General features: G+C 59.2%; 20 protein-coding genes. 2 read left to right on the top strand and 18 right to left on the bottom strand.

The window, feature by feature from the left end; translation table 11 throughout:
• Positions 1-13 precede the first annotated feature (13 nt).
• On the top strand, positions 14-982 hold the full coding sequence (locus tag QF010_RS29540) for a hypothetical protein (protein ID WP_008146227.1): 969 nt from the start codon (positions 14-16) through the stop codon (positions 980-982).
• A gap of 109 nt (positions 983-1091) precedes the next feature.
• Here QF010_RS29540 and hldE read toward each other — a convergent pair whose 3' ends face one another.
• Both hldE and msbA read right to left on the bottom strand, forming a co-directional pair.
• Complete coding sequence (hldE, locus tag QF010_RS29535; RefSeq protein WP_033055483.1) at positions 1092-2516, bottom strand: bifunctional D-glycero-beta-D-manno-heptose-7-phosphate kinase/D-glycero-beta-D-manno-heptose 1-phosphate adenylyltransferase HldE; 1425 nt, start codon at positions 2514-2516, stop codon at positions 1092-1094.
• Positions 2517-2764: 248 nt separating this feature from the next.
• Entirely contained in the window at positions 2765-4564 is a 1800-nt protein-coding gene (gene msbA / locus QF010_RS29530; protein ID WP_033055482.1) for a lipid A export permease/ATP-binding protein MsbA, read from the bottom strand.
• 117 nt (positions 4565-4681) lie between these two features.
• On the opposite strand from msbA, the gene QF010_RS29525 reads away from it, so the two are divergent.
• The gene (locus QF010_RS29525; RefSeq protein WP_429534499.1) at positions 4682-5323 is read left to right on the top strand and encodes a BUD32 family EKC/KEOPS complex subunit; all 642 of its coding nucleotides are present in this window, start codon (positions 4682-4684) and stop codon (positions 5321-5323) included.
• Positions 5324-5365: 42 nt separating this feature from the next.
• On the opposite strand, the gene QF010_RS29520 is transcribed toward QF010_RS29525, so the two are convergent.
• From QF010_RS29520 to waaF, 16 genes are all read right to left on the bottom strand, one after another.
• Positions 5366-6514 (bottom strand): O-antigen ligase domain-containing protein, encoded by a 1149-nt coding sequence (locus QF010_RS29520; protein WP_429534498.1) that lies wholly within the window; start codon positions 6512-6514, stop codon positions 5366-5368.
• Between the two features lie 4 nt (positions 6515-6518).
• On the bottom strand, positions 6519-7286 hold the full coding sequence (locus QF010_RS29515) for a glycosyltransferase family 2 protein (protein ID WP_429534497.1): 768 nt from the start codon (positions 7284-7286) through the stop codon (positions 6519-6521).
• Positions 7287-7325: 39 nt separating this feature from the next.
• The gene (locus tag QF010_RS29510; protein ID WP_429534496.1) at positions 7326-8282 is read right to left on the bottom strand and encodes a glycosyltransferase family protein; all 957 of its coding nucleotides are present in this window, start codon (positions 8280-8282) and stop codon (positions 7326-7328) included.
• Complete coding sequence (locus QF010_RS29505) at positions 8279-9709, bottom strand: PIG-L deacetylase family protein (RefSeq protein WP_429511284.1); 1431 nt, start codon at positions 9707-9709, stop codon at positions 8279-8281. Before QF010_RS29505 ends, QF010_RS29510 begins: the two co-directional genes overlap by 4 nt.
• A gap of 8 nt (positions 9710-9717) precedes the next feature.
• Positions 9718-10614 (bottom strand): antimicrobial resistance protein Mig-14, encoded by an 897-nt coding sequence (locus tag QF010_RS29500; protein WP_429511285.1) that lies wholly within the window; start codon positions 10612-10614, stop codon positions 9718-9720.
• Positions 10614-11744 (bottom strand): glycosyltransferase, encoded by a 1131-nt coding sequence (locus tag QF010_RS29495; RefSeq protein ID WP_033055468.1) that lies wholly within the window; start codon positions 11742-11744, stop codon positions 10614-10616. The genes QF010_RS29500 and QF010_RS29495 overlap by 1 nt, the downstream gene beginning before the upstream one ends.
• Positions 11728-13485, bottom strand: coding sequence for a carbamoyltransferase family protein (locus QF010_RS29490; RefSeq protein ID WP_008146248.1), 1758 nt, complete (start codon positions 13483-13485; stop codon positions 11728-11730). The genes QF010_RS29495 and QF010_RS29490 overlap by 17 nt, the downstream gene beginning before the upstream one ends.
• A gap of 228 nt (positions 13486-13713) precedes the next feature.
• The gene (locus QF010_RS29485) at positions 13714-14592 is read right to left on the bottom strand and encodes a DUF3800 domain-containing protein (protein WP_033055467.1); all 879 of its coding nucleotides are present in this window, start codon (positions 14590-14592) and stop codon (positions 13714-13716) included.
• Positions 14593-14663: 71 nt separating this feature from the next.
• Positions 14664-14999 (bottom strand): YceK/YidQ family lipoprotein, encoded by a 336-nt coding sequence (locus QF010_RS29480; RefSeq protein ID WP_033055466.1) that lies wholly within the window; start codon positions 14997-14999, stop codon positions 14664-14666.
• Positions 15000-15166: 167 nt separating this feature from the next.
• A complete protein-coding gene (locus tag QF010_RS29475) occupies positions 15167-16618 on the bottom strand; it encodes a lipopolysaccharide kinase InaA family protein (protein WP_033055463.1) in 1452 nt (483 codons plus the stop codon).
• Positions 16618-17370: a lipopolysaccharide kinase InaA family protein gene (locus QF010_RS29470; RefSeq protein WP_033055462.1), complete on the bottom strand. Its 753-nt coding sequence runs from the start codon at positions 17368-17370 to the stop codon at positions 16618-16620. The genes QF010_RS29475 and QF010_RS29470 overlap by 1 nt, the downstream gene beginning before the upstream one ends.
• Positions 17367-18101 (bottom strand): lipopolysaccharide kinase InaA family protein, encoded by a 735-nt coding sequence (locus QF010_RS29465; RefSeq protein WP_033055461.1) that lies wholly within the window; start codon positions 18099-18101, stop codon positions 17367-17369. Before QF010_RS29465 ends, QF010_RS29470 begins: the two co-directional genes overlap by 4 nt.
• The gene (gene rfaP / locus QF010_RS29460; protein ID WP_429534495.1) at positions 18101-18907 is read right to left on the bottom strand and encodes a lipopolysaccharide core heptose(I) kinase RfaP; all 807 of its coding nucleotides are present in this window, start codon (positions 18905-18907) and stop codon (positions 18101-18103) included. Before rfaP ends, QF010_RS29465 begins: the two co-directional genes overlap by 1 nt.
• Positions 18907-20028: a glycosyltransferase family 4 protein gene (locus tag QF010_RS29455; protein ID WP_033055459.1), complete on the bottom strand. Its 1122-nt coding sequence runs from the start codon at positions 20026-20028 to the stop codon at positions 18907-18909. Before QF010_RS29455 ends, rfaP begins: the two co-directional genes overlap by 1 nt.
• Positions 20028-21089 carry a lipopolysaccharide heptosyltransferase RfaC gene (gene rfaC / locus QF010_RS29450; protein ID WP_033055458.1) on the bottom strand — a complete coding sequence of 354 codons (1062 nt, stop codon included), beginning with the start codon at positions 21087-21089 and terminating at the stop codon, positions 20028-20030. The genes QF010_RS29455 and rfaC overlap by 1 nt, the downstream gene beginning before the upstream one ends.
• A gap of 1 nt (position 21090) precedes the next feature.
• On the bottom strand, positions 21091-22125 hold the full coding sequence (gene waaF, locus QF010_RS29445; RefSeq protein WP_033055457.1) for a lipopolysaccharide heptosyltransferase II: 1035 nt from the start codon (positions 22123-22125) through the stop codon (positions 21091-21093).
• Positions 22126-22470: the final 345 nt, after the last annotated feature.

Genomic DNA, 22470 nt, shown 5'->3' with positions numbered 1-22470 from the left:
AGCAGGAGCCGACATGCCGCGTACGCTCATAAGAAAGAACCCGAGCAACTTCAAGACCCTGCCGTTATTCGTCGAAGCGACTCCCGAAGGCCTGAGTTATCAAAGCGTCGGGATGCCGCTCAATTTCTCCCAGACGCTGCAACGTCGCCGCCCGGTGACGGTAGCCGACACTCAGCGGTTTTCGCTTGAGCTGGCCAACCTCGGGGTTTCAGTGCGCCTGACCCTGCATTGGCAGAACCGCGATTACTGGGTGTTGGTGCGTCAGCGTCGGCAAGACCGCGGCGACGTGGTGCTCAAGCTAATCTCCGGTTACGTGCCAGCCCATGAGCTGAACCTGCCACTGCACACCGCGATTCAGGAAATTGCCGAAGAGTGCTTGCTGGAGACCCCGGAAGGCTGGCTCGGCGGGCGTTTCAACGACACCTGGCTGCCGGCGCCCTACTCGTCCGCGCTGCATTATCGCGAAGCCCTGCCGTTTCGCCTGACGCCGTTGTCCGGTTCGGCGCGGCCGGTGCGTTGCGCCAAGATGCAGTTGATCGAACGCCCACGGGCTTACGTGCATTTACCGACGGCCTCGCTGCAATTGATCTATGACTTGCGCCTGGACGTGCCCAAGGAAGCCAAATCCCTGAGCCTGTTCCATGTCGACGAACGACTGGAAGGCGATCAACTGGTGGCCCGTCTCGATCGCAAACGTCCCGATTTGTACTTGATGCCGCTGCAGGACGGCCAGCCGATGGCCGAGCTCTATACCTTGAAAAAGGATCAGCTGTACCCGGCGAGTACTCGCGGGTTGTACCTGGCAGAGAGTTTTGCCCAGCAGGAAGGCTGGCTGGTGAGGGATGAGCGGATTCGCTGGAAGGATTGGGTGCGACAACAGGGCTTGAGCCCGCCGGGGAAGGATTCCGGTTTGGCGCGGTTGCGTGGGAAGGCGAAGCAATTGCTGAAGAGAATCGTACCGCGAAAGAAAGTCAGCTCTTAAAAGCAAAGATCAAAAGATCGCAGCCTCGTTTCACTCGACAGCGCCTACATTGAAATGCGATTCCCTGTAGGAGCTGTCGAGTGAAACGAGGCTGCGAGCTTTTCTGGCATCACTCGGACTTGCGGATTTTCTCGACAATCGCGGTAGTCGAGCTGTTTTCCACCAGCCCCAGCACTTTCACCGTTCCGCCGTAAGCGGTCACGATGTCCGCGCCGACAACCTGCTCGATCCCGTAGTCCCCGCCCTTGACCAGCACATCCGGCTTGACCTCGCGCAGCAGGTTTTCCGGGGTGCCTTCAGCGAAGCTGATCACCCAATCCACGGCGCCCAGACCTGCCAGTACGGCCATGCGACGGTCGACGCTGTTGATCGGACGCCCCGGCCCTTTCAGGCGGCTGACCGACGCATCGTCATTGACCGCAACGATCAAGCGATCACCCTGGGCCCGCGCCTGTTCGAGGTAGGTCACGTGGCCGGCGTGCAAAATGTCGAAGCAGCCGTTGGTGAAGACAATCTTCTCTTTATGCGCACGCGCATCATCGACCGCCAGCAACAGCTGCTCAAGGCCGAGTACACCGCGCTCCGAACCTTCTTCACGCTGGATGGCGCGACGCAGTTCCGGCGCGCTGATGGCTGCCGTACCCAGTTTGCCGACCACGATGCCTGCCGCCAGGTTGGCCAACGCCACCGCGTGAGGCAGTTCTTCGCCAGCGGCAATGGCGGCCGCCAGGGTGGAAATCACCGTGTCGCCGGCACCGGTCACATCGAACACTTCACGGGCACGGGCTGGCAGGTGCAGCGCCGGATGATCCGGACGCAGCAGGGTCATGCCGTGTTCGCCACGGGTCACCAGCAACGCGCCGAGGTCGAGGTCGTGCATCAGCTGCGCGCCCTTGCTCACCAGCTCGTGCTCATCGGCGCAACCGCCGACGATGGTTTCGAACTCGCTGAGGTTCGGGGTGATCAGGCTCGCACCACGGTAGATCGAGAAATCCTTGCCCTTGGGGTCGGCCAGCACCGGAATGCCACGGGCACGGGCCGCCTGGATCAGCACCTGATGGTTTTTCAGCGCGCCTTTGCCGTAATCGGACAGCACCAGCACCTTGATGCCTTCGAGCAATTCGTCGACTTGCTCGCCCAACGCCAACGCGTCGGTGGCGAAAGGTTCTTCGAAGTCGATACGCAGCAGTTGCTGGTGACGGCTCATGACCCGCAGCTTGACGATGGTCGGCTGGTGCGCGATGCGCTGGAACAACGCCCGTACGCCAGCGCCCTTGAGGCTATTGGCCAGGCTGTCGGCGGCTTCATCGTCGCCGGTCACGCCGACCAGCGAGGCCGGAGCACCGAGGGCGGCAATGTTCAACGCAACGTTGGCGGCACCGCCCGGGCGGTCCTCTATTTGCTCGACCTTGACTACCGGTACCGGCGCCTCAGGGGAAATCCGTGAGGTACCACCATGCCAGTAACGGTCGAGCATGACATCGCCGACCACCAAGACAGGGGCTTGATCGAATCGCGGCATGGACAACTTCATGGAGCAACCCACATACAAAATGAACAGGGGCGCGATATTAACACAGGGTTGGCGTGGGCTTGTGTGACGGCTGCAACGGGATGATTCGGCGGCGCTTTCTGATCATTTATTGATCAGAAAATCCGACCGCGGTGCGCAGATTTATTCAGGATTGGTCAAAAAATGGTAAAGGTCTGGATAGCAATCACCGGGCGCATTGCACGCCGGATGTGCAAAAGGGGTGAGCCAGGCCCACCCCTTTTGTGGGGTCAGGCGATGTCGCCAACCGGGGCGTCGAGGCCCATCGCATGCAGGCGCGAGTAGTAGCCGTTTTGCGCCAGCAGTTGAGCGTGGGTGCCGCGCTCGACGATTTCGCCATGGTCCATGACCAGGATCAGGTCGGCTTTCTCGATGGTCGACAACCGGTGAGCAATCACCAGTGTGGTGCGACCTTTCATGACCTGGTCCAGTGCTGCCTGAATGTGCCGCTCGGACTCGGTATCGAGTGCCGACGTTGCCTCGTCGAGAATCAGCAACGGTGCGTTCTTCAACAAGGCCCGGGCAATCGCCAGGCGCTGGCGCTGGCCACCGGACAGCAACACGCCGTTTTCGCCGACCTGAGTGTCCAGGCCTTGCGGCATCTCCGAGATGAAGTCCATCGCGTAAGCATCTGTCGCCGCCTTTTCAATGTCGGCACGCGGTGCACCGGCCAGGTCACCGTAAGCGATGTTGTTGGCGATGGTGTCGTTGAACAAGGTCACATGCTGCGTCACCTGCGCCACGTGTCGACGCAGATTGCGCAGACGATAGTCTTCGATTTCCACGTCATCGAGCATGATTTCGCCGGTTTCGTGGTGATAGAAACGCGGAATCAGGCTGGCCAGGGTCGACTTGCCGCTACCCGAACGACCAACCAGGGCGACCATTTGCCCCGGTGCCGCCGTGAAGCTGATGTTCTTCAGCACTTCACGCTCGGTCCCTGGATAGGTGAAGCTCAGGTTGCGCACTTCCAGGTGGCCGCTGACGCGATCGCGCTCCACGGTACCCTGGTCAATCTCTGGTTCGACGTCCAGTTGCTCGAAAATGCTCTCGGCACCGGCAACGCCTTTCTGGATTGTCGAGCTGACTTCCGACAACTGCCGAATCGGCTTGGGCAACAGGCCCGCCGCGGTGATATAGGCCACCAGGTCACCGGCGGTGGCGTCGCCGCGCAGGAACAGCACCAGGAACATCAGCACCGCCATGGCGGTGTAGATCACCAATTGCAGCATGGGCGTGTAGACCGCACCGGTCTTGGTCATGCGCAGTTGCTTGTCGGTGTTACCCTGGCTGGCTTCGGCGAAACGACGCTCTTCATAGCTCTCGCCACCAAAGCTGCGCACCACGCGATAGCCCTGGATGGTCTCGGAGGCCACGTGAGTTACGTCGCCCATCGCCACCTGGATTTTTTTGCTCTGCTTGCGGAATTTTTTGCTGGTGCTGCTCACCATGATCGCGATGATGGGCAGGATCGCCAGCATCACCAGGGTCAGCTTCCAGTTCATCCACAGCAGGTAAGCAAACAGGAACACCACGGTCAGGCCTTCACGAATGACCACTTTGATGGCGTCCGTGGCAGCACCGGTGACCATGGTCACGTTGAAGGTGATGCGCGAAATCAGGTGCCCGGAGTTATGGGTGTCGAAATAACGGTTGGGCAATACCAGCAACTTGTTGAACAGCTCGACACGCAAGTCGTGGACCAGCCCAAGGGAGACTTTGGCCAGGTAGTAGTTACCCAGGAAAGACCCCAGGCCTTGCCAGGCGGCGATCAGGATGATCAGCAGCGGCACGGCCATCAGCAACTGCAAGTCTTGCAGATAGGGAACAGTCGGGAAGAGCACCGCTTCGGGGTTGCTCAGGCCATCGACGAAATATTTGAGAATCCCTGCGAGCATGGGCTGCGTCGAGGCAAAAATCACAAAGCCAACAATACTGATGGCAAACATGCCCCAGTACGGGCGCACATACGACAGCAGGCGCAGGTAAATCTTCAAGCTCGACGGCGCAGGCGAATCAGGGCTGGTCATGAGAACCCGTTGTATGAGAAAAGAGCCCGCGAGTGTAACACAGGCCCCATTTTAGTCGCTGAGCTGCGGTAACATGGCCGGCTATCCATGCCTCACGGCGCCCTACCCGGAGTATTGATGCAAGCGCTTGATCACACCCGATATCTCGCCCTGCGCGAGGGAGCACAAGTCCTTGAAGCGGATGGTTCGGGGGACAAGGTTCTGCGGTTGACGGACGGTTCAATACTCAAACTGTTTCGCCGCAAACGCCTGCTGACGTCGGCCGCGTGGTACCCGTACGCCAAACGCTTTGCCGACAACTGCGATGCGTTGCGTGAACGGCACATCCCCTGCCCGTCGATTCGTCAGGTTTACCGTATTGCGAGTATCGAACGTGATGCCGTGCACTACGATCCACTGCCGGGCCAGACACTGCGTCAGCTGCTGGACGTCCAGGGCGATGCCGATCCGTTGCGCGGTCAATTGGGGGTCTTCATGGCCACCTTGCATGAGCGGGGGATTTATTTTCGCTCGGCGCACCTGGGCAATATTGTGCTCACACCCGAACATCAGTTGGGCCTGATCGACATCGCCGACATGCGGGTGTATCGCCGTCCGTTGCGCAAGACCCTGCGGCTGCGCAACTTCAAGCATATGGTGCGTTACCCGCAAGATCGGCAATGGCTGCTCGACGATCACGGCGAAGTCTTCATGCACCATTATGGCCAGACCCAGAGCATCTGCTCCCCGGAGGAGCTGAGCGTCGCCCTGCAAAAATGATCTGACCGCCTTCGCCTCCGGGGAGGAGGCGAAGGCCAGGCATTACGCCAGCGCGGGCTGCCGCGCCTTCAGCACGCGAGAGAGGATCATCGCGGCGGGCAGCAGCACCAGTGGCCACAACTCGTCAGGGTTACCGATCAGCAAACTGCCATCGAAGTTCAGCATCACCAGCGCACACGCCAGGTACATACCCCACGCGTCGCGCAGACGCCAGGCCTGCCAAAGGCTTGCGGCCATCAGCGCTACGAACAACGCCAGCGCGACCCCGCCGCTGTACAGCCCCAGTGCTACGAAAATGTTGTGCGGATGCTGAATCGGCATCCAGCCATCGAGCACCTGGGCGGTGTGAAAGTTGATGCCGCAGCCCAGTGCCCAGCCGCAGTGGCGCCACTCGCCGACCATGATATGAAAGATTTCGATACGGTACGAATCGCCTCGGTTCCAGAGGGACTGGTACCAGGCTTCGTTGTGCACAACCAGGAACAGCAGGCCTAAAACAATTGCGCAAATGGCCACCGCACCGCCTACCAACCGCGGCCTGTGGTAAATACCGTAAAGCACCCACATACCAAACAGGAACACAGCCCCCACAAACGCAGTACGCGTCTGCAAGACAAAGGCTACCGCGAACACCGACAAAACGATGGCCACGCCAGCTTCGATGTACTTTCGCTCCCTGAGCCAGATAGGCAGCGCCAGCGCCAACGAACAGAACAGCCAAATACTGGCGTAGATGACGTTCTCCAGGCGTGCCGGAAGCAGCGCCACCCGGCCGCCGACGGCGAATTCACCAGTTACCCAACCGTAGAGCGAGCTGCTGAAAATGTACAACGTCAGGATCCAGAACTGAGCGCGAACAAACGCCGCACTGCGGAAGAACTGCGGATCGGTGAAGGCGCCGGCCACCATGACGAACATCAGTACATAGAAGACATGTTTGTAGAACTGCATCTGCCCTGCAATCGTCGCAGGCACCAGAAACCATAGAATGAACGCCAGCCAGCCCCATGCCAGCGGCTCCTTGAGCAAGCCGGCACCGCGTTCCTTGATCAGGAAGACCAGGCCCGGCAATGCCATCAGGACGTAGAACAGGTTATTGGTCCACTTCGACGACCAGCCCACCACAAAGCTCAAAAGAAACAGACAGAGCACCGTTCCGAAATACGCCACGGTGTTCTTTCCTGGCTTCATGCCGCTAAATTCCATGGAGTACCCAACCTATTGCCAGACCCAAAATAAGAGCCGCGATCAGCTTCAGCCGATCGAGACGTTTACGCCGTAATTTGTTCTCCCGTTCCTTGGGAACCACCACATGCTCACCGAAACCGGTGTGCAATACCGCGTCGTTTTCCAGAATCAACGCATAGCGGTTTTCGCCAGCATACCGACGCGACAAGTCCTTTTCCCCGGAAAATGCGGAATACGGTGCATGCGTCAAGTAATCCGCACGACGGCGCAGTCCTGGATTAAAGGAAAAACCTTGCCACTCGGCTTTTTGCGAGCCCAGTACGTAGAAAGGAATGCCATGGCTGACTTTGCGCTCGTTCAGGAACACGTAAGGACTGTGAACCATCAGGTCATGATTGAAGCTGCGTAACCACACCTGCAGTGCCTGCGGATCTTCCTCCAGCAGGCATTGGGACTCTTCGATGAACCCTTCGCGGTAGAAATCCCAGTCGTCTTCACAGTGGAAAATCCACGATGTCTGCACCTGAGCGTAAGCGGCGTCGATAGATCGCAACTGACCCAGGCGTGGCTTGTTGATGAAGAACTGGGTATGCGCCCTCCAGTGCTCCGGAATACACGCCTCTACGGCGCTGTCGCCGGAGTCCTCTGTAATGAACACTTTACGGATGGGAGCCGTATTGAACCGGTCAAACGTTTCGAGGGTACGCTTCAACAAATCGAAGCGACCGCAACTAGTGATTACAACCGAAATGTCGCTAGTCTCGCTGAACAGCATTTATTTGCACCGCACCATAGGTTGTTTAATCGCCCGGCTTCACAGCCCCAGCGACAAGCGTAATTTTTCTTTCCAGCCCAGCGGGACGTGCTCGCGCAGCGGCGCACGCAGGGCGTCGACAATCGCATGCCCTACAGCCCGGAACGTGTAACGCTGTTCTACCAAAGCCTGTCCGGCCAATGAAATGGTCTCGGTCAGCTGTGGGGACTCGCGCAACACCGCCAGTTTTTCCCTGAGTTCGTCGCGGGTTCGATAGAGCACGATGTTGTGCATATCGACGAACCCCAGCGCGCGATTCTCTGCTTCCCCTTGATCGTAAGCAAACAGCACACAACCACAGGCCATGGCCTCGAAATTCTTGATCATGTATTCGCCCATGCCGACGTCGGCACTCACGAAGTAACGGATCCGGCTCAACGTCTCGCAGTATTCCTCACCCGACTTGGTGCGGGTGATCAGCAGGTTCTCCACTTCGGCCACGGACTCAAGCATGGCCTTGCGCCCGGCATACGCCACGCTGTTGAGACTGCCGACGAAACCCAGCTCGATATCCCGTTCACGCTGGCAGTTTTGCAACAGCGCCTGATCGTAGCCCTTGGGCACGAAATGCGCGTCAAACCCTTCATCACGCAAACGCTGGCTGACCATGAAACCCGAGCTGATCACCCGCGCCCAGGGTAGCTTGCGGTAATGCGCGCTGAACTTGCCGGTGTACTTGCACGGGATGTAATTCTGGTACGCATCGTGTTCCAGAATAACCAGATTGGGCAGGGTCTGGATGAACCTCACCTGTCTGATTTCTTTTTTGAAGCGCAGAAAAAAAACAATCCGGTCGTAGCGGGTCACATCGACATGCTTGCGAAAGTATCCACGCAAGTCGTCCTGCTCCTCGCTGGTCAGCTCGCGCTTGTCGCAGTCGCAGTGCTCGGCGATACCGTCATACAGTCGATCGAGGATCGCTCGCTGCTCTTTCTGCACCAGAAACAGAACTTTCAATTGGTCTCTCTCTTTCCAGACAGCTCTTGGACCCAGAATAATTCGTGGCGTCGCACCGCTTTTCGGAAGAACTCGTTTTCGCCGAAAGCCGGCCAGTGTCGGGCCGCCAGACAACGTTGGATCGCCCGGCGAAGCAGACGCTTGAGGGGAAGTCGGGGCTGAAGGTCGTGCATCATGCCCAACGACATAGCCTTGTGCCACTGCTTTTCGGTCGACAGACACAGCGCCCAGGGCCGCAACGGTTCGTGATTATTGATCTGTGGTGGCAGTGTCACGCCGGTGCTGGCATCACCCATTGGCCAGCGATCGTTGTCGTGTAGATGATTGGCGTAATGCAACAAGGTTTCGGGCTGCCAGGCGGTTCCGTTCAGTGCCTGCATCACCGCTTGCTGTGAGCATAGATGGTCTGGGTGCGGGTCGAAACGCGGATGTGGCAAAACGATGACCTGGGGCTGGATACGCTCGATCAACTCACTCAGGTCGGCCAGCAGATTGTTCCAGGACGGTATGCCATCGACGTCACTGCCCAGGGCAAACGGATTGAACCGTCGAAAATATCGGGTATCGCCAAGCTGTGCCTCACGAGACACCACGGCCTCGGCCGGCGCGCTTTGCATGGCGGGCAATTGCAGGCAGAAATACCCCAACTGAATACAGCGTTCCTGAGGAACGCCGCCCCACAGCGGCACGCTGATGCTATCCCAGGCGCGAAGCGAGCCTTTCAACCGGGACGCTTCGACGCCATTGAGCCCCATCTGCTGATAGTGCCCGGCCTCGATTTCACCGGCGGTCAAGGTCACGATCCAGCTTTGGCTGGCGCTGCTGTACAAACCGAATGCAGCCAACTCGGCATCGTCGGCGTGGGGCGCGATCACCATCACTCGCTGACGACTGTAATCCGGATACTCGAATGCCCTGAGTACCGGCTCACCCAGCAGTCGGCAGAAACGCCCGCGCAGGCGTAGTTCACCTTGCGACAGAACCTGCGCCTGACCACTGAGGTTGAGGTAACGCAGGCCGTTCACACCACGTTCGAAGGTTTGTCGGTCTGGGTTATCTCCCCCTGACAACTCGACCACGGGATCGATAAAGCGTCCCAGCCAGGTGCTTTTTATCCGCAGCGCCAAAACCAGCGTGGCGTCGTCGACCAGCATGACGCCGTCGTCCAGACGCAAACGCTCACCGTCAAGGTGAACCTTGGGCTGCTGGGTGTACGGTGGAAAGCTGTACTGGTAATCGTCTTTGGGCGAATAAAACAGGTGGTCGGCGAACCAGGCCTCGTGGGCAATCCAGCCTAGAACCGCGAGCACCAGCGGCAGCCACCAGGTCACCAGCACACCCGTGGCAATCAACAGCACCAGCGCGATGAGCAGACCGACGCGTTTGTTGCGCCGATGGCGCTTGAGCAATTGCTGTTTGCGGTTCATGGGCTGACTCATACGGTGAACACCGGCACAGGATTGCACCAGCGATCCTTGTATTCACGGTCGGCGCGACCGAAAGAAAAGCGCAGCGGTTTGTCCAACGCCCGGGCATGCTCCCAGGCGCTTTGCGTATTGAGAAAACTCAGCACGCTGCCCGGACTGAATTCGCGGGTTTCGGGATCGACGCCGCCGTTGATGTACTCGACGCTGATCCACTGCGGTGTCTCGACACGGTAGACCAGTTGAATCGCTATTGGCGCATCGTTGAGGAAAATCACCGAGCCGATCAGCAAATCACGCAGCAACTCGATGACCTCAGCCATGCGCTCGGCCCCCGTCGCCGGGAAGCCCCAGCGACGCTGGAACAGATCGCAATAGATCGCCGCCAGTTCACTGCTGGAAAACTCGGCGACAGGCCGAACCACTCCGCCCGCTTCCTCCAGCAATCGCAATTCACGGCGCTGGTTGTAGCGAAACTTCTTCGACAGTTCTTCGGGAGTGCGGGCCATCGCCAACTGTTCAGCCTGCAACTTGATGCCGGTGAAGCGGCCTTCATTCAGTGCCGACAGGTAGCGTCCACGATGACGCAGCGGCGCTTGTGCATCGGCAGCGGCCGGCAGGATGAACTCGGCATTGCCGAGGTCGAACAGACCTTTTTTACCGCAGCGCTTGAGCACGTCCTTGGACAAGGCGAGGTCGCGACCCCAAGTCGGGATCGCGGCTTTGACTTCACCGTTTTGCTCCCAGGCCAGGTAGCGCACAGGAATGTCGGCCAACTGCGCAAGCCGCTCGACCACCATGGGATGAGTGGCGACGCTGCCGCCATATCGTTGCCAGGCTTGAGCATATGTCGAGGCGTCGACTACCGCCCAGCCACGTTCGCGCCAGCCTTGAAATCGGTTGAGCATCAGCCCCTCGGCGCCAGTTCGGTAACGTGCGGCAAACGCCAGAAAGCATCGCGCACCGCGCGGTCGGAGAAGCGCTCACGCAAGCGATCGAGCATCAGCTCGGCGCACTGGTGACGTTGCTGCTCGTCCATCGCGGCCAGATGTTGCAGCCCTTGAGCCAAGTGTTCGGCATCGCCCAGCGGGAACAGAATACCAACGCCCTCGACCACTTCTTTCGCCCCGCCACACGCCGTGGCGAGCAAGGGCACACCGGCGGCCATGGCCTCCAGCAGCACCATGCCGAACGGTTCGTGATCGGAACTCAGGGCAAACACATCGAAGGCACGGAAATAACGCCGAGCCTCAGGCACCTGACCGAGAAACAGCACGCGGTCGCCGATACCCAACTCACGGGCCAGGGCCTTGAGGTCCTGTTCCAGTCGACCGGCACCGAGAATCACCAACTGGCTGCTGGCCGGCAAACCCGGCAACGCCGCGGCAAAACCGTGCAGCAGCGTGGTCTGATCCTTGTCCGGATGCAGCCGTCCGACATTGCCGACAACCCAGGCGTCCGGCGCCAGACCGAGGGTTTCCCGGGCCTCGCGAACCGACACCTGACTGTCCTGCAAGGTCTGCACATCGATACGGTTATAGAGCGTCTGAATCCGCGCCGCCGGCCACTTTGGCAGGCAATGGCGCATGTCGTCGCGCACGGCATCGGAAACCCCGAGCAGGCTCAGGCGCTTGCGGAAAATATTCGCGAAGAGTTTACGTGTGCCGCGTTTGTAATCGTCAAACGCGTGATGCACGCCAATCACCGGCAACGACGTGCCGAGCAAGGCGATATAAATAGGTTTGAAACGGTGAGCGATGCAAAAACTGAAATTGCGCGAGGCGGCGATCTTGCGCAGATCGCTGATGGCGCCCAGCTTCAGGCCACGAATGGCCTTGGAGCTGTATTCCATGAACAGCACTTCATCGGAAGCACAGCCCGCGGCGACTTCGGCATCGGCAGACCCGGTCAAAAACACCGTGGTCACTCGATAACCGGTCCCCGCGAACAGGCTGGCGTACTGCCGGGCACAGTCCAGAAACGGCCCGTCATAGCCGTGACAGAACTGCAGCACATGGCGTTCAGCCGAGCGTGTCATATGCGTCCGCGCCCTCTTTGACCACCAGGATGTCTTCCATGATCAGATACTGTAGATCGGAACCGAAGAACATGTTCAGGGCGTCCGTCGGCGAGCAGATCATCGGTTCGCCACGACGGTTGAGCGAGGTGTTCAGCGACACGCCGTTACCGGTCAGCACTTCCAGCGCCTTCATCATGTCGTAGTAGCGCGGGTTGTATTCGCGCTTGAGCACCTGGGCCCGCGAGGTGCCGTCTTCATGGACGACTTCCGGCACGCGGGTCTTCCACTCTTCCGCCACTTCAAAGGTGAAGGTCATGAACGGCGCCGGGTGATCGATCTTGATCATCTGCGGTGCAACAGTGTCGAGCATCGACGGGCAGAAAGGCCTCCAGCGCTCGCGGAACTTGATCTGGTGGTTGATGCGGTCAGCCACGCCAGTTGCACTCGGGCAACCGATGATTGAACGACCGCCCAAGGCGCGCGGACCGAACTCCATGCGGCCCTGGAACCAGGCCACCGGGTTGCCGTCGACCATGATTTTGGCGATGTTTTCCGGCATGTTCTCAAGCTTGCGCCATACCGGCTTGCTCGGGTGACGGGCGCATGCAGCGAGGACGTCTTCGTTGGTGTACGACGGGCCGAGGTAGACGTGTTCCATCTTCTCGACCGGCACACCACGGGCGTGGGACACATAGGCCGCCGCGCCGACCGCGGTGCCGGCATCGCCGGACGCCGGCTGCACGAACAGTTCTTTGACGTCATCGCGGGCGATGATTTTCTGGTTCAGCTTGACGTTCAACGCACAGCCACCGGCGAAGGCCAGCTTGCCGGTTTCCTTGAGCACGTCGCCCAGGTAATGGTCGATCATCTGCAGCGAGATCTTTTCGAACAGCGCTTGCATGCTTGCGGCGTAGTGGATGTACGGCTCGTCGGCGATGTCGCCTTCGCGCTTGGGACCCAGCCACTCGATCAGCTTCGGCGAGAAGTAGAAACCTTTGCCCTTCTCTTTATAACGACGCAGGCCGATGACGTTGGCGTAGTCGGTGTTGATCACCAGCTCGCCGTTCTCGAACGAAGCCAGGCGCGAGAAATCGTATTTGCTGGCATCGCCATACGGCGCCATGCCCATGACCTTGAACTCACCGTCGAGCATCTCGAAACCGAGGAACTCGGTGATCGCGCCGTACAGGCCGCCGAGGGAGTCCGGATCGAAGAATTCCTTGATCTTGTGGATCTTGCCGTTTTCGCCGTAACCGAAAAAGGTCGTGGCGTACTCACCCTTGCCGTCGATCCCGAGGATCGCGGTTTTCTCTTTGAAACCGGAGCAGTGATAAGCGCTGGAGGCGTGAGCCAGGTGATGCTCGACCGGTTCGATCTTGATTTTCTTCGGATCGAAGCCCAATTGCTCGAGGCACCAGACAATCTTGTTGCGATAGCGCTTGTAGCGACGGTTACCCATCAGGATCGCGTCGAGCGCGCGGTCCGGGGCGTACCAGTAACGCTTGGCGTAATGCCAGCGAGCCTTGCCGAACAGGCTGATCGGCGCGAACGGAATCGCTACCACATCAACGTCGGATGGCTTGATGCCGGCCTGCTCGAGGCAGAACTTCGCCGACTCGTAAGGCATGCGGTTCTTTGCATGTTTATCGCGCACAAAGCGCTCTTCCTCAGCCGCCGCGACCAGCTTGCCGTCGATGTACAACGCTGCGGAAGGATCATGGCTAAGGGCGCCGGACAGGCCAAGAATCGTCAATGCCACAGGGGTCTAGCCTCTTTAGTCTGCATGCAGGCGCAAGGCGCCTCAAAGATTTAATGTGCCCTCGCAATGGGCGAGTGGCAGCTAAAGGGCGGGATTATAGCTTAAAAGCGACGCCAAGCCTCTAGCGGGAAGTGGCAAGCTGGCGCGTTGACAGATGACGGACCGAGACATAGACTCCTGCGCAAATGGACTGGGGGATCCCGGTCGGCGTTGTGGCCTCGGTGAGTTTCACCGGGGCTTTTCGCTTTCTGAGAGAGGGAATATTTTTAACCCCCAATTCTCGAAACCCTCTCCCACATTGTTACGCCCGCCACTGCAGTAGAACTTGCGCTTGAGCACGTCAAAGGCACGATTTTCTTGCCCCGACCGCAAAACGCTCATACCAATGGGTCTTGCAACAAGATCCGCTAGCTGTAACCCCGTGGAATTCACTTGCTTGGTTGCAAAGACGATGTCGAACGGCAGTTGTATGCCCAATCTGTTCGCGCCATCGCACATGCGACGAAACTCCAGTTCAAGCTCATTATCCTCCCGCTTCCCTCGACGCTCGAAAATCACATGAGTTAAAACGCTCTGTTGATTCTTTTCCTGCAAATACTCATAAAGCGTTTCAAGGCAGAATCCGAGCGCGACGTGATAAGGATTGTGGACAGGACCTTGCTTTTCGCGAAGAGCAGCTTTGTCGATAACGCAGCTGATCAGGACGAAATTGCTGGCCTCAATGATTCCCGTCAACTCATCGAGAAAGGCATGTTTGTGCTGCCTTGATGTGAAAAGACTAGAGAACGCTCCCTTTTCTTTCCGAATTTCCAATTCATGCAGACCGATCAGGTCATGACCCATATGATTAAATTTGAACTTCTGAAGGGCAGGAATAACCTTTTCGCAATAATGCCTTTTATGAAACACACAAAATGCCAGCACAAACATTGGGTAGTTTGGATCTAAAGTTTGCATCCCATGATCGCCGCTCTCATCCACATAGATTATGAAATCGCTGTACCTCCCGGACGGAGGTAAAAGCTTTTCCGCCTCAACATTAGTTTCAGCTTCGCTTTCATTTTCAAAAAGAAAAAACTGTTGAGAGGGCAAAACCGGGATCGACACGAGCTATTCACCTTTTGTTCTTCGAGCCAAGTTCGTTAGGTGTAGCACTGACACGCCGGAATACAAAAGAGTTACCCGCGGCCTGCTCGCCAATAAATGCTGATATTGCCGTCTGCAGCTTGCCGGTAAACCGTATAAGGCAGGAGGAACGTGTCGAAAACACCCGAGAGGGTGAAATCCACCAATACGAACGGCAAAAGAATACCCGTGGGATCAGGCGCTGCGTTTAATACGCAAAAATCGTAGGCCAGACCGCTGTAGATACGCGGTATGGATTGACAGTAAGTCTTTTGTTTTCTGAGGCTGCGAGCCGCATCCTCGTCATCCTGCAGCACCGTAACAGCGGTCCCGCAGCCTGATAAAACCAGTGCAAAAGTGCTCAGTAACACCGTTATTTTTATCGCCAAAATCTGCCCTCCGTGAACGTCAGGCAAACTAGCATCGCGGCTATTCAGGGCACAGTTCACGGGCTCCCTGTTTCGCGTAGGACAATTCACAAGAACCTGTCCCCCATGACATCGAAAAGCCCGCACAAGGCGGGCTCGGTACTACAGGGTTGTGGGCAAGCTCCGACTTACGCGGCGCTGTCGACATCTTTGGGAAGACGCTGATCAATGACCTGATACAGCGCACTGCTCTCAGGCCAGTTCCGCATGAACCTTGCCCGATCCCGCGCATAGGCCGGGGCGAAGCTGCTGAGCGAGGCATGCTGACACATCGAATCCAGATCAATCAGCGCCCAGCGATCGTGCTGCCAGAACAGGTTATGCCCCTTGAAATCCCCATGACTGATCCGCTCGCCAATCAGCTCGGCAAACAAATGATCCAGCGCCTGCAACTCGGCTTCCGGTGCCTCACCGCTTTCAACATAAGGCGCAAACCGCTCGATGATGTCCGGCCCCGGCAAATACTCGGTCACCAGATAAGCCCGACTGCGCAACCAGAGAAAACGCTTCTCCAGCAACGCCAACGGCTTGGGCGTGGCAATGCCGAGAAACGCCAGGCGATTGCCTTCGCGCCAGGAATGCCAGGCACGGCTCGGACGCCAGAAGCGTTTGAGCCAGTGGGCAAAACCCTTGATGTTGTAGCGTTTGATCACCAGCGTACGACCAGCCACCTCGACCTTGCCGACACTCGCCGCACCGCCGGTCTTGTACAGATGGCCCTGATCGAGCAGCGCATCGGCCTGCGCCAGCACCGGCAGCATCGCCGCTTCTTCCTCGCGGCGAATCGCCCGCAAGCCAAACGCTCCGCGCTGGACACTGAACAGCGTGCATTCGCGGCCGACCTTGATCAGGAAGTCCTTCAGTCGCCAGGCGCGAACCTTGTTGATCTGCTTCTGCAACGCTTCCATCGGCAAGGCATGCTCGCCGTTACTCAGCAGGTAATACACCAGCAACTCTTCGGTGTGGGGTTCCAGCGTCTTGGGCAACTGGGCAAAAAACACCCCGAGGTTTTCCAGGACTTTCTGTCGCGAGAGCGGCTGGCCCGGTGTCTCCGTGCGGATTCCGGCGCCGTCGATCAAATACAGCCGACCGCCCTGGCGCAGCAGGTTGTCCAGGTGCAGGTCTTCCTGCCACAAGCCCTTGCGGTGCAATTGACCGATCGCACCCAGCGCATCGGCCAATACCGCCGATTGCTCATCCGCCAGCATCGGCAAGTGCTCGACCCGTTTCCAGGCATCCCCAAGGCTTTCGGCGCCTTCAAGAAAATCGAATAGCAGCCAACCGCCTTCGCCGTCCTTCAGGCCATCAGCCAGCAACAACGGCGTGGTCAACCCCTGAGCCGCCAGCAACCGCACGCCGTCCAGCTCACGCTGAAAATGCCGCGCCGCTTTGCTGCCGACCAACAACTTGGCCAGCACCGGTCGCCCGCGCCAGACGCCGGCACCGACATAACGCTGCCCCGGCAACACCCGCAACAGACTCAGCAACTGCAACTCGGCAGGGCCGGCGGCATCGGCCAGTGGAATGTTCAGCGGCAGGCGCGGGCTGCGGCCAGCGTTTTTCAGTTCGGACAAACGCATCAGCGCGCCTCCTTATGACTGCGCCGTGCGGACAGTCGCGCAAGCCAGCTGTCGATCAGCGAACTGTCTTGCGATTGATCCAGATAGGCGGCCAGCAGCTCGCGCAACTGCGCTTCGCTCCACTCAGGTGCCCGACGCACCAACGGCTCCAGGTCTTTGGCCCGGTCACGCAGACCAAACAGCAACGGCCGGGTCTTTTCCAGGTCAATCAGCTGGGCCAGGTAACCGTCGCCGGTGGCCTGGAGAAAAATGTGCTTGGGGTAGAAGCAACCGTGAACCTGACGCGCGCCGTGCAGGCGCCGAGCCAATAGCCCACAAGCCTTCAGAATGGCCGAATGCTGCGCCGAACTCAGGTCCGACCAGCGCTGCAACAGCGAATCCAGGTCATCCCAACCATCCAGGGCACGGGTCAGCAAAATCGCCCGGACTTCGCCGTTGACTTTGCGCTCGCCGAAAAACGCCGCTTTCAGCGCTGGAATACCGAGCTTTTCATAGCGACTGATATTGCGAAACTCACGGGCAAAGCTCGGCTCGCCAAAGGGCGCATGCAAGGTGCGCATCTGGTAGTTGCTCTGGCGCTTGAGGTAGTAGCCATGACCTTCCAGATCCAGCCGAAACACGCTGCTCCAGCCACCGCGACCGGTGTTGGGCTCGTCCACAGCGTCGAGCTGCTTGGCCCAGAGTGCGTCAAAGGTGCCGAGGCCGTGACGCTCAAGCAGCGCACGGTCTTCAGCCGCCAGAAAATCAGTCATTCGCGTCCCTCGAAAAATCTCACCACGTGCCGGATCCGCTTTTTGTCGGCGGCATTCAGCCGATCACACTGGCGGTATTGCAGGTAAAAGCGCAGGCGCTGGGTAGCCGACAAGTGATACTTGGCGACCTTGTCCAGACAGGCCAGGTCCTTGGTGATCCGGTACTTGAGCCAGAAGCCGCGCCAGAAATCGCCATTGGGACAGTCGATCAGAAACAGCCTGGCATCTTCGTCGATCAGCAGGTTGCGCCACTTCAAATCGTTATGGGTGAAGCGGTGGTCGTGCATGGTCCGGGTATAACCCGCCAGCTGCCGGCTGACGTTGTCGACCCAGGCGCGATCCGCCAGTTTCGGATCATGCCGCTCGGCCAGTGCCGACAAGTCTTCGGTATGCGGCAGCTCACGGGTGATCATTGCCCCGCGATCGTACGCCGCACCGCGACGTTCCAGGCCCCAGGCCACCACTTCGGCGGTGGGAATGCCCCACTTGGCGAAGCGCTTGAGGTTCTGCCATTCGGCCTTCACCCGGGGTTTACCCAGGTAGCGACGCAGACCTTTGCCAGCACCCACGTAGCGTTTGACGTAATAGTTGACGCCATTGCGCTGGACGCGAATGACCTCGGACAACAGGTCGCGCGTCAGGCGTTCACCCTGAAGCGCAAACACAGCCTCAAGACTGCCGAAATCTTCTGCCAGATCGCTGTACTCAGGCTCCAGTTTCCAACCCGCCATCAGAGCGCATCCCCGTATCGCTGTTTACGGTCGTAAAGTTTGTTGGCCTTGCCTTCGAGCCAGGCGAGCAGCCCGGCTTCCTCGCCCAGAATCTGGCGCAGGGGTTGCTGGAAATATCCCTTGAGGAAGCGCAATTTGTCGCGACGGGTCAGGCCGATGTCCAGGGCCGAAAAATACAGCGCCGCCAGGTCCTTGTTACGCCAGCGTTGGGTAATCGTCGGACGGGTCTGGGCGCGATGCAGGTCGATCACCGAGAGCCTGAAATCATCGGCCGTCACCGGTTTGTCGGTGTGCAACAGAAAGTGGCAGATGTAGCAGTCGCGATGGTTGACGCCGGCGCGGTGCATCATGCCGGTCATGCGCGCGACTTCGGCGATCAGCGCGCGCTTGAGCTTTGGCTCCGGCGGGTGCTTGACCCAGTCGATGCTGAAATCTTCGAGGCTGACCGTGGGCGCCAGCTCTTCGGTGACGATGAACGAATGCTGGTCCGCCGGGTTGCTGCCCTTCTCGCCATAAGCCACGGCGGTCATGGTCGGCACGCCGACTTCTTGCAGACGCTGAATAGCCTTCCATTCCTGGCCGGCACCGAGCACCGGCAACTTGGCGGTGAGCAGGTTCTTGAAGATCTCGCCCCAGCCAATGCCACGGTGGATCTTCACGAAAAAGCCATTGCCGTTGACTTCGGTACGTAGGGTCCGGCGCGCTTCAAGTTCGCGGTATACCTCGCCCTGGAGGCCCTCGACTTCAGCGAACGGGTCGCGTCCGGCCCAGAGGCTCTTGAACGGTTCAGCCAGCATCAACTTCATTAAGCGTGCTCCGCCAGAATCACATCGGCCGCGTGCTGCGGCATGCTGTAGAGGTCGGCCGTCTCGGCGAAGGCCAGACCGTTGCGGCTCCAGGCCGCCCGTGCTTGAGCGTCGTTCAACATGCCGGTCAGGTACTGAGTCAGCTGCGCCTGATCGAAAGGTTCGTCCAGCACCAGACCGGCGTCGGCCTCGGCGATGTAATGGGCGTAACCACACACCGCGCTCACCAGCACCGGCAACCCGGCCACCAGGGCTTCGAGCAACACAGTCCCGGTGTTTTCGTTGTACGCCGGGTGAATCAACAGATCGGCGCCGAGCAGAAAACGCGGGATGTCGCTGCGGCCCTTGAGGAACGTCACGTTGTCGCCGAGCCCCAATGTGGCGCTCTGCATCTGGAACAATTTGGGGTCGTCCTGGCCAATTACAAATAGCCGGGTGCGTTTCTTCAGATCAGCGGGCAATGCGGCCAGTGCCTTGAGGCTGCGATCTACACCTTTGGTCTTGAACCCGGAGCCGATTTGCACCAGCAGCAGATCATCGTCTTTCAGGCTGAATTCGCGACGGAATTCGGCACGGATCTCGGCGGCATTGGCTGGCGCACGACGGTCCTGAGAGATACCTGGGGGCAGCAGATGGAAGCGTTCAAGCGGCGTGTCGTAATGCTTGATGAACAGCGGCTGCTGGACTTCGGAAATCATCAGCACTTCGGTCTTGGCATCCTTGGCGAACACCGCGCGCTCGTACTCGGCGAAGTGCCGGTAGCGGCCCCAACGACGGTACAGCGAATTACGCAGGTTTTGCGCCTTGTCTTCGAAGCAGCCGTCAGCGGCGTAGTAGACGTCCAGGCCCGGCATTTTGTTGAAGCCGATCAAACGGTCCACCGGACGTTTGGCCAGATCCGCTTCCATCCATTCGCTGAGCTTCTCGTTGCGTCGATGGTTGAAGAACGCCTTGACCGGCGCCACCAACACTTCGAAGCCCGGTGGAATGTCGCCCTCCCAGATCAGCGTGTAGACCCGAATCTGATGGCCGCGCTGCTGACATTCCAGGGCAATGCGCATGAAGTCGCGCTGCAAGCCCCCGAATGGAAAGTACTTGTACAAGACGAATGCCAATTGCATCAGCGCAGCTCCTCAGCCAGTAACAACGTGCTCAGTCGGGTCGCGACACGCTCGGGATTCAGACGCGTGAAGCACAGGGGCCACTCGCGTTTAAGGTCAAACTGACGGGCATCTTCGGCCGTCGGTTGATACGTACATTTCTTTTGCATACACGGTGCGCAGGGGAAATCGCTGGCGATGTGGATCTGCGCTTTACCGTAGGCGCCGGTCAGGCCCGGGTTGGTCGGGCCGAACAGCGACAATGTCGGCACGTCCAGCGCAGCGGCGAGATGACCGAGACCGGTGTCCACCGCCACGCAGGCTTGCGCGCCGGCCAGCACTTTGCCGACACCCGCCAGGTTCAGCTTGGGCAGCACTTCGACGTGCCTCATGTCTTTGGCAATGCGCTCGGCCCGGGCTTTCTCGATCGGATTACCCCACGGCAGCTTCACCGCGACACCGAGATAGCCGACGCGCTCGGCCAACTCGCGCCAGTAGGCTTCAGGCCAGTGTTTGGTGTCCCACGTGGTGCCGTGCAGGAACACCACGTAAGGATTCTTGCGCGGCAGCTCCACCAGTCGTTCGACGTTCAGGCCGTAATCGCCCAAGCCTTTTGGCAGGTCGTAACCCAGGGCCAAGGCAAACAGCTGACGCACCCGTTCCACCGCGTGCTGCCCACGGGCCACGGCCAGACGCCGGGAATAGAAGCGTGCGGCAATCGGCTCGCGGGCCGAATTTTTATCCAGCCCGGCCACCGGGGCTTTGGCGTATCGAGTCAGCAACGCGCTTTTCAGCAGGCCCTGGGCATCGATCACCAAATCATATTTGTTAGCGCGAACGCTTTGCTTGAAGCGCTTCCACTCGCCACTCTTGATGGTCTGCCAGATGTTTTTGCGCCAGCGACGGATCGCCACTGGAATCACCTTGCCCACGGCCGGGTGCCAGCTCGGGATTTCGGCGAAGCCTTCTTCCACCACCCAATCGAACTGGATGCCGGGGATCGCCCGTGCCGCGTCGGTCAGCGCCGGCAACGCGTGAATCACGTCGCCCAGCGAAGAAGTCTTGATCAGCAGTACCCGCAAACTATTTGACCTCGACCACAGTGCCTTGCAAACGCTGCAAGGCTTCGTTCACCGCTTGCGGCATGAGCTGGCGCAGGCAGTTGTAATGACCGAAGCGGCACGTGCGATCGAAGCAGGGGCTGCATTCGATGCCCAGGCGCACGATCTCGACGTGCTCGGCCAGTGGCGGCGTGAAACCCGGCGACGTCGAGCCGTAAACCGCCACCAACGGGCGATTCAGCGCAGCGGCGACGTGCATCAGGCCGGAGTCGTTGGACACCACCGCGTCGGCGCAGGACATCAGGTCGATGGCTTCGGCCAGGGAGGTGCCGCCGCTGAGGTTCACCGACTCTTCACGCAAACCGGGAATCAGCCGCGAACGGATGTCTTCGCCGACAGCGTGATCGTTTTTCGAACCGAACAGCCAGACTTGCCAGCCTTCGCGGATCTTCGCTTCGGCAACCTTGGCATAGTGCTCGGACGGCCAGCGCTTGGACTCGCCGAACTCGGCACCTGGGCACAGCGCCAACACCGGTCGGTCGAGCGCCAGACCGAACTTGGCCATTGCCGCTTCGCGAGTGACCGGGTCAATTTGCAGGCTCGGCCGTGGATAAGGTGTCGGCAGCTCGGCACCGGACTCGTAAGCCAGGGCCATGAAGCGCTCGATCATCAGCGGGTAACGTTCTTTATCCAGCGTGCGCACGTCATTGAGCAGGCCGTAGCGGAACTCGCCACGCCAGCCGGTACGTTTCGGGATGCCGGCGAAGAACGGCACCAATGCCGACTTCAGGGAATTGGGCAGCAGAATCGCCTGGTCGTACTGGCCGGCCAGGGATTTGCCGATGCGCCGACGCGTCGCCAGCTCCAAAGCGCCGTGACCGAGCGGAAAGCTCAAGGCCTGGCGTACTTCGGGCATGCGCTCAAGAATCGGCCGGCTCCACTCGGGGGCCAGCACGTCGATTTCGCATTGCGGGTGGCGCTGCTTGAGACACTGAAACAGTGTCTGCGCCATCACCATGTCACCGACCCAACTGGGCCCAACGATCAGAATTTTCATGTGGTTTCCATAAACGAGCCGGGGAGGCATACGCCTCCCCGCCTCGAGAATCCAGCACCTGCAGCCTTGGCTGTCAGGTCATTTGGACGAGCCGGTTGGGGCTCGTCAGATCAATTTATGCACATCGATGTCAATTTATACAAAAGGACCTGTGTCAATTCACACACATTGTTGACGCACATCTTTGTCAATTAACACAAATCTTTGTGGCGAGGGAGCTTGCTCCCGCTGGGCTGCGAAGCAGCCCCAAAACCTGCCATCGAATTCCGCCTGGCGCACCGCACCAGCTGAGTTACGACTGCTTCGCAGCCGAGCGGGAGCAAGCTCCCTCGCCACAAAAGCCCG

The sequence above is a fragment of the Pseudomonas silensiensis genome (assembly GCF_050434865.1).
Classification (GTDB): domain Bacteria; phylum Pseudomonadota; class Gammaproteobacteria; order Pseudomonadales; family Pseudomonadaceae; genus Aquipseudomonas; species Aquipseudomonas fluorescens_W.
This window is presented reverse-complemented; position numbering and strand designations above follow the sequence as displayed.